General features: G+C 64.2%; 6 protein-coding genes. 3 read left to right on the plus strand and 3 right to left on the minus strand.

Features of this window, described 5'->3' with window-relative positions:
* Nucleotides 1–155: 155 nt before the first annotated feature.
* Complete coding sequence (locus ACIQ2A_RS24940; protein WP_398484572.1) at nucleotides 156–1,517, minus strand: AmpG family muropeptide MFS transporter; 1,362 nt, start codon at nucleotides 1,515–1,517, stop codon at nucleotides 156–158.
* Between the two features lie 374 nt (nucleotides 1,518–1,891).
* Between ACIQ2A_RS24940 and def the strand changes: the two genes are divergently transcribed.
* The 3 genes from def (at nucleotide 1,892) to truA (ending at nucleotide 4,312) form a co-directional block, all read left to right on the plus strand.
* Entirely contained in the window at nucleotides 1,892–2,413 is a 522-nt protein-coding gene (gene def / locus ACIQ2A_RS24945) for a peptide deformylase (protein WP_398484574.1), read from the plus strand.
* 226 nt (nucleotides 2,414–2,639) lie between these two features.
* Nucleotides 2,640–3,572, plus strand: coding sequence for a methionyl-tRNA formyltransferase (fmt, locus tag ACIQ2A_RS24950; RefSeq protein ID WP_398484576.1), 933 nt, complete (start codon nucleotides 2,640–2,642; stop codon nucleotides 3,570–3,572).
* Nucleotides 3,572–4,312, plus strand: coding sequence for a tRNA pseudouridine(38-40) synthase TruA (gene truA / locus ACIQ2A_RS24955; RefSeq protein ID WP_398484579.1), 741 nt, complete (start codon nucleotides 3,572–3,574; stop codon nucleotides 4,310–4,312). The genes fmt and truA overlap by 1 nt, the downstream gene beginning before the upstream one ends.
* A gap of 15 nt (nucleotides 4,313–4,327) precedes the next feature.
* Here truA and ACIQ2A_RS24960 read toward each other — a convergent pair whose 3' ends face one another.
* Nucleotides 4,328–6,184, minus strand: coding sequence for a bifunctional sugar phosphate isomerase/epimerase/4-hydroxyphenylpyruvate dioxygenase family protein (locus ACIQ2A_RS24960; protein WP_398484581.1), 1,857 nt, complete (start codon nucleotides 6,182–6,184; stop codon nucleotides 4,328–4,330).
* A partial coding sequence (locus ACIQ2A_RS24965; RefSeq protein ID WP_398484583.1) for an ABC transporter ATP-binding protein occupies nucleotides 6,181–6,791 on the minus strand: 611 nt, incomplete at its 5' end. The genes ACIQ2A_RS24965 and ACIQ2A_RS24960, both read right to left, overlap by 4 nt.

Consider the following 6,791-nt stretch of genomic DNA (forward strand, 5'->3'; position numbering starts at 1 on the left):
TAGACGTAGAATGTGTACGTCCGCATCGCTGAAGCTCGTGAGCGCGCGTTCAGTCTCCATCTGTCATCGCCCGACTTGATCGGGCGATCCAGTATACTCATCAATCATGGTGTGTACTGGGTCACCCGGTCAAGCCGGGTGACGACAAAGGGCGGCTAGATCTTCACCGGCCCTAACGCCGCAAAATGTCCGCGTCGCTGCAGCCACAGGAGCAGCACCAGGCTTGGCACCGCCACGAGCACACTGATCACGAAAAACATCGGCCATCCCGTCGCCTGCGCGACATAGCCTGCGCCGGCTGACAGATAAGTCCGCCCCACCGCCGCGAGCGCCGTCAGCAATGCATATTGCGTGGCCGTGTGCAGCGGATTCTTGCACAGCGCCGACAGATAGGCGACGAAAATCACCGTGCCGATCGCGCTGGTGAAATTCTCCACCGAGATCGCCAGCGCCAGCGCCCATTGATTGACGCCGACCAGCGCCAGCCAGGCGAAAGCGAGATTCGATACCGCCTGAAGCACCGCACCGATCCACAGACTCGCCGCCAGCGAATAGCGCCGCGCGACGAAACCGCCGGCAAAGCCGCCGATCAGCGTGGCGGCGAGGCCGACGCCTTTGACGATGGCTGCGTAGTCATTGCGGGTGAAACCGAGGTCGATGACGAAAGGGGCGGTCATCGTGCCCGAGAATGCGTCTGTGAATTTGAACAGCACGACGAAAGCAAGTGCGGCCCAGGCGTCCTTGCGTGCAAGAAATTCGGAGAACGCGCCGATGGCGGCGCGCAGCACGCGCTGGAACGCGCTTTCGCCGCGGGTGGCTGCTTCGGCCTGCGCGGATTGCTCGGGTTCGGTGGCGAGCAACGCCGTGACGGTGCCGATCAGCACCATGGCGGCCATCGCCACATAGCCCCACATCCAGGCGGAGGAGCGTGCGATGCCGGTGGCCTCGAAGGCGCTGACCAGGAACAGGATGCCGGCGGTGGAGATCAGCATGCCGATCCGATACGCCGCCACATAGGAGGCCATGCCGGCGGCCTGCTCGCTCTCCGGCAGGCTCTCGACGCGAAACGCATCGACCACGATGTCCTGAGTCGATGACATCGCAGCGACCAGCAGCGCGCCAAGCGCCACGAACAGCGGAGAGCGTGCGGGATCGGTAAGTGCGAGCAGCAGGATCGCGGCGATCAGCAGCAATTGCGAAAACACCAGCCAGCCGCGGCGGCGGCCGAAGGCACGGGTAAAGAACGGCACATGCAGCGCGTCCACCAGCGGCGCCCAGAGGAATTTCAGCGTGTAGGGCGTGCCGACCAGCGCGAACAGGCCGATGGTGCCGAGATCGACGCCGCTCTCGCGCATCCAGACTAGCAGTGTCGAGCCGGACAATGCCAGCGGCAGACCCGAGGACAGGCCGAGCATCAGCACGATCAGCACGCGCGGCTGCAGATAGACCGCCATGCTCACGCGCCAGGAGGCGCGGGGCTGCAGGGTGGCGTCGGGCGTATCGGGCGCTGTGGTCATGGAAACGATGGCCTCACGAGATCGAACGAGCAGACGATTCTTGCTTCACCTCTCCCCTCCGGGGAGAGGTCGACCGACGAAGTCGGGCGGGTGAGGGGGCTTGCTCCGTCGCCTGAGTTTGGGCCCCCCCCCCCCCGCCCGACCCCGCCCCCACAACCCGGTGGGGAGAGGTGAACGGAGCGTCGCTGCTCATGTTGCAAAGACGCCGATCGTGAACAAAAAGTAAACGTCCATGGTTAATGAAGCGTTGAGCGATATGGTTAATCAGTCCTCAACAGCCATGGTTAATCCTTTCCTAACGGACATGGTTACCGCAAGGTTAATGCCCATCCCGCGCATTGACCGCGCAACACGCGCGGATTAAATCGCCCGCCATGGCCATTCGTGAAATCATCATTCTGCCGGACAAACAGTTGCGGCTGATCTCTAAACCTGTCGAGACGGTGACGTCGGAGGTGCGCAAGCTCGCCGACGACATGTTCGAGACCATGTATGACGCCCCCGGCATCGGCCTGGCGGCGATCCAGATCGCGGTTCCGCTCCGCCTGATCACCATGGATCTCGCCAAGAAGGATGACGAGGAGGGCGGCAAGCAGCCGCGCGTCTTCATCAATCCGGAGATCATCTCGGCCTCGGAAGAGCTCTCGGTCTATGAGGAAGGCTGCCTGTCGATCCCCGAATATTACGAGGAAGTGGAACGCCCGGCGACGGTGCGCATCCGCTATCTCGATCTCGACGGCAAGCTCGTGGAAGAAGACGCTTCCGGCCTGTTTGCCACCTGCATCCAGCACGAGATCGACCATCTCAATGGCGTGCTGTTCGTCGATTACCTGTCGAAGCTCAAGCGTGATCGCGTGATGAAGAAATTCACGAAGATCGCCAAGCGCGTGGGCTGAGTTTCATAAATCTCCCTGTAGTGGCAGGGATATCGTATATGTCGTTCGAGCGATGGGGAGAGTGCTTGGCCTGCATGGTTCGAGACGCCCGCTGCGCGGGCTCCTCACCATGAGGGGCATCTACAGAGCCATACTCAGTCCTCATCCTGAGGAGCGGCCATTTGGCCGCGTCTCGAAGGATGGCCGCGGGCGATAGACCTGCCATGACGACCTAGGAAGCCTCCACATGTCGCTGCGTCTGATTTTCATGGGCACGCCGGATTTCGCCGTGCCGACGCTGCTCGAACTCGTGGCCCACGGCCATGAGGTCGTCGCCGTCTATACGCGCGAGGCGAAGCCGGCCGGGCGTGGGATGAAATTGCAGCCGACGCCGGTGGCGCGCGAGGCGGAGCGGCTCGGCATTCCCGTGCTGACTCCGAAGACGCTGCGCACCGAGGAAGCCGAGGCGCAGTTTCGCGCCTTCGATGCCGATGCCGCCGTGGTCGTCGCCTATGGCATGATCCTGCCGCAGAACATTCTCGATGCGGTGCCGCTCGGCTGCTTCAACCTGCATGGCTCGCTGCTGCCGCGCTGGCGCGGCGCGGCGCCGCTGCAGCGCGCCATCATGGCCGATGATGCCGAGAGCGGCGTCATGGTGATGAAGATGGATGTCGGCCTCGATACCGGCGATGTCGCCATGGCCGAGCGCCTGCCGATCACCGACAGTATGACGGCGATGGACCTGCATGACGCGCTGGCGCCGCTCGGCGCCGACCTGATGGTGCGGGCCATGGGTGCGCTCGATCGCGGCGGGCTGCAACTCGTCAAGCAGAGCGAGCAGGGCGTCGAATACGCCGCCAAGATCGAAAAGGCCGAAGCCAGGATCGATTGGACCAGACCGGCGCGCGCCGTGCTGCGCCACATTCACGGCCTGTCGCCGTTTCCCGGCGCATGGTGCGAGGTGGATGTGGACGGCGAGACGGTGCGGCTCAAGATCCTGCGCTGTGAGTTGGCGAAGGGATCGGGCGCGCCGGGCACGTTGCTCGATGATCGCCTGACCATCGCCTGCGGCGATGGCGCCATCCGCATCCTCGAACTGCAGCGCGCCGGCAAGCAGGCGATGAAGCCCGACGAATTTTTGCGCGGCACGGCGCTGCAGCCACCCCTACGGGTGGGCTGATGCCGCGCTACAAGATGCTCATCGAATATGACGGCATGCCGTTCTCGGGCTGGCAGGTGCAGACCGATGCCACGCTGACCGTGCAGGGGGCGCTGGAACGCGCCGCCGAGGCGATCTGCGGCGAGCCGATCCGCGTCCATGGTGCCGGCCGCACCGATGCTGGCGTCCATGCACTGGGGCAGGTGGCGCATTGCGACGTGCCGAAGATCCTGGTGCCCGGACGTTTTCGCGATGGCATGAACGCGCATCTGCGGCCGCATCCGGTGGCGGTGCTGTCCGCCGATGTGGTGCCGGATGATTTCGAGGCGCGGTTCTCGGCGATCAAGCGGCACTACATTTATCGCATCACCAACCGCCGCGCGAATCTCGCGGTCGATATGGGGCATGTGTGGCGCGTGCCGAAACCGCTTGATGTCGCGCTGATGCGCGAAGGTGCCCAGCGGCTGCTCGGCCGGCATGACTTTACGACCTTTCGCGATACCGAATGCCAGGCGAAATCGCCGATCCGTACGCTGGATCAGCTTGATGTGGATCAGGACGGCGAGGCGGTGACGATCCTCACCTCGGCGCGGTCGTTCCTGCACAGCCAGGTGCGTTCGATGGTGGGCTCGCTGGTCTGGGTCGGCCATGGCCGCTGGACACCGGACGATATGAGCGCCGCGCTCGAAGCCAAGAACCGCGCCGCCTGCGGCATCGTCGCGCCGCCGGACGGGCTGTATCTGGCGAAAGTGGACTACTGACGTCGGCGATGCCGCTCAGCTGCGCGGCACGGTGATGGGCCGCGCCTCGCGGGCCTGTGCGGCCAGCCGGATGCCGGCATTTGGCGCGCCAAAGCCCTGATAATTTCGCCGCTCCACGATCTCGAAGAAGAAGCGTTCGTCGAACACGTTGGTGTAGATCTGGAAGAACTCGCCGTCGCCTTCGCGGTCGTAGAGGATCTGGTTGTCGCGCAGCGCCGCCATCAGCTCAGCATCGAGGCCGTATTTGGCGTCCACATCGTCATAGTAATTGTCGGGGATGCGCAGGAATTTTGCGCCACGGGCGCGCATGCCGGCGACGGTCTTGAAGATGTCGTCGCAGAGGAAGGCGATGTGCTGCACGCCGGAGCCGAAGAATTCGGAGATGAAGCGGTTCGACAAAGTGCGCGTGGCTGAGGAGCCGTTCAGTACCATGCGCAGCGCGGCGTTGGGCGAGATCAGCGCCTGGCTCTGCACGAGGCCGACGGGATCCGGCACTTCCATGCCGGGCAGGCGCTGCAGATCGAGGATGCCGGTGTAGAACAAGAGCCAGGACAGCATCTCGTCATAGGGCATGGATTGCGAGATGTGATCGACGCTGACGAGATGATCCGCGCTGGCATCGCTTGCGACCGGCGCGAAGTCGGTGTCCCAGTTGTTGCCGGCTTCATCGAGGAAATAGAGCAGGCTGCCGCCGACACCGTGGATGGCGGGGATTTCCAGCTCGCCCGGGCCGACCGGCTGATAGAAGGTGCGCGCCTGCATCGCCTCGGCGCGCTCCATGGCCTGCCTTGCATTGCCGACATCGAGCGCGATGGCGCAGACGCCGGCACCATGCGTGACGTAATGCGAATGCGCAAAACCGTCGGGCTCGCTGTTGACCACGAGATCGATCGATCCCTGCGACCAGCGCGCGACATCCTTGCTGCGATGCGCGCCGGTCTTGCGAAAGCCGAGTTGCCCCAGCCATGTGGAGAGTTCGGCGGCCTTGGTCTCGTTGACGGCGAATTCGAGAAAGCCGGTGCCGAGCGTCGGCGACTTCGGCGCCAGCACCTCCGCGGGCTTTGCCAGCTGGTCCTGCAGCAGGATCAGCGAGCGCAATCCGTCGGTGGCGGTGCGCACGGCGGAGCCGGCGCGGAACTGGTCGTTGAAGATCTCGAGCGACCACGGGCCGCGATAGCCGGCGGCCTGCACGGCCTCCATGAACTTGACCACGGGCAGGTCGCCCTGGCCGGGGAAGCAGCGGAAATGCCGGCTCCAGGACAGCACATCGAGGCCGAGTTTTGGCGCATCGGCGAGCTGGACGAGGAAGATCTTGTCGGCCGGGATCGAGGCGATCGGTCCGGTGGGAAAACCCGGCGCCAGCGCGTGAAAACTGTCGAGGATGACGCCGATGTTTTTGTGATCGGCGCGGCGCACGATCTCCCAGGCATCGCGATAGTCGTTCACATGCGCGCCCCAGGCGAGGGCCTCGAAGCCGACCTTGATATTATGTCGGGCGGCGAGGTCGCCGAGTTCGCGAAAATCAGCGGCGGCGCGGTCGATGCCGCCCTGCGACGCCGGCGAGATGTTGCTGCAGATCAGCATCAGGTCGGTGCGCAGCTCGTGCATCAGCGCGAATTTGCGCTCGGCGCGCGCAAAATTGCGGCTGCGCTGCGGCTCGGGCATGCCCTCGAAATCGCGGAACGGCTGGAAGGCGCAGATCCCGAGATTCAATTCGCCGCAGAGATCGCTGACATCGCGGGGCGAGCCGTTGAAGGAGAGGAGATCCGCCTCGAAGATCTCGACCTCCTCGAAGCCCGCGGCGGCGATGGCGCGCAGCTTTTCGTCCAGGGTGCCGGACAGCGAGACTGTTGCGATCGAGCGGGTGTTCATGCAGCCGTCTCCGTCATTGCGCCACCGAGGAACAACTGGCCGATGCGCGGATCGTTCAGCACCTTGTCGGCCTTGTCCATCAGGCGGGTCTGGCCGAGTTCGAGCACGATGCCGAAATCGGAAATCTCCAGTGCCGAGCGCGCATTCTGCTCGATCATCAGGATCGAGACGCCTTTGTCGCGCAGCTCTTTCAGGATGTTGAAGGTCTGCTGCACCATCAGCGGAGACAGGCCGATGGACGGTTCGTCGATCAGCACCAGTTGCGGATTGAGCAGCAGGCCGCGGGCGATCTCGAGCTGCTTCTGCTCGCCGCCGGACAGCGTCGATGCTTGCTGCCTTGCCTTGGACCGCAGCACCGGGAATTTGTCGAGGGCGGATTCGATGCGTGCGGGCAGATCAGTGATGTCGCGGCCGGCGGCGACGGCGCCGAGCTCGATATTGTGGCGCACCGACAATTCCGTAAAGATGTTGCGGCCCTGCGGCACATAGCAGATGCCGGCGGACAGCAGCGCGCGCTGGCTGAGGCCGGTGACGTCACGGCCCTTGAAGGTGATCCTGCCGTCGCGGAGCTTCAGCAGGCCGAAGATCGCCTTGAACACGGTGCTCT

Origin of the sequence: Tardiphaga sp. (assembly GCF_044336785.1) — a bacterium.
Taxonomy (GTDB): domain Bacteria; phylum Pseudomonadota; class Alphaproteobacteria; order Rhizobiales; family Xanthobacteraceae; genus Tardiphaga.

What these genes read in the sequence shown, in the direction of transcription:
- ACIQ2A_RS24940 (WP_398484572.1), bottom strand. Translation starts at nt 1,517, where the DNA reads ATGACCACAGCGCCCGATACGCCCGACGCCACCCTGCAGCCCCGCGCC.
- def (WP_398484574.1), top strand. Translation starts at nt 1,892, where the DNA reads ATGGCCATTCGTGAAATCATCATTCTGCCGGACAAACAGTTGCGGCTG.
- fmt (WP_398484576.1), top strand. Translation starts at nt 2,640, where the DNA reads ATGTCGCTGCGTCTGATTTTCATGGGCACGCCGGATTTCGCCGTGCCG.
- truA (WP_398484579.1), top strand. Translation starts at nt 3,572, where the DNA reads ATGCCGCGCTACAAGATGCTCATCGAATATGACGGCATGCCGTTCTCG.
- ACIQ2A_RS24960 (WP_398484581.1), bottom strand. Translation starts at nt 6,184, where the DNA reads ATGAACACCCGCTCGATCGCAACAGTCTCGCTGTCCGGCACCCTGGAC.